Source organism: Thalassospira sp. MIT1004, assembly GCF_001858545.1.
Taxonomy (GTDB): Bacteria; Pseudomonadota; Alphaproteobacteria; order Rhodospirillales; family Thalassospiraceae; genus Thalassospira; species Thalassospira xiamenensis.
In genome coordinates this window covers 1-511 of sequence record NZ_MCAO01000041.1, presented here as the reverse complement: position 1 = coordinate 511, position 511 = coordinate 1, and the positions used below count along the sequence as shown (strand labels likewise).

Annotated in this window: 1 protein-coding gene; it reads right to left on the bottom strand. The window is 56.6% G+C overall.

Annotation, left to right across the window (positions count from 1 at the left end):
- On the bottom strand, positions 1-511 hold a 511-nt coding region (locus BC440_RS23180; protein WP_175484493.1), incomplete at both ends, for an Ig-like domain-containing protein.

Below are 511 nucleotides of genomic sequence, written 5' to 3'. Positions count from 1 at the left end.
ACCGTCAGCACTTCGCTGGAATCCGTCAGACCCGCGTCAATATCAAGCGAAATGGCAGAATCTTCTGAACCACTGGCATCAGAAACTTCCAATGTCGGTGTATCTGCCACACCGGCAACATCAACAGTAATCCGGCCCGTTGTGGTCGCAACATCGTTGCCATCCGCAGACTGCGCGGTGACGGTCAGATCAAACGATCCACTAAAGTCCTCCGCCGGGGTAATCGACAGGCCGTTCAGGTCGGCAGCAGATAGCGTCCAGCTGCCATCACCGTTATCGGTGCCCGCAGACAGGTTCGCACCTTCTGGCACGCCGCTGATTGTAACAGTGAGAACTTCGCTGGAGTCCGTGAGACCAGCATCAATATCCAGCGCGATGGCAGAATCTTCCGAACCACTGGCATCAGAAACGTCCAATGTCGGCGTATCTGCCACACCGGCAACATCAACAGTGATCGTGCCGCTGCTCGTCGCAACATCGTCACCATCAGCCGACTGCGCCGTCACCGTCA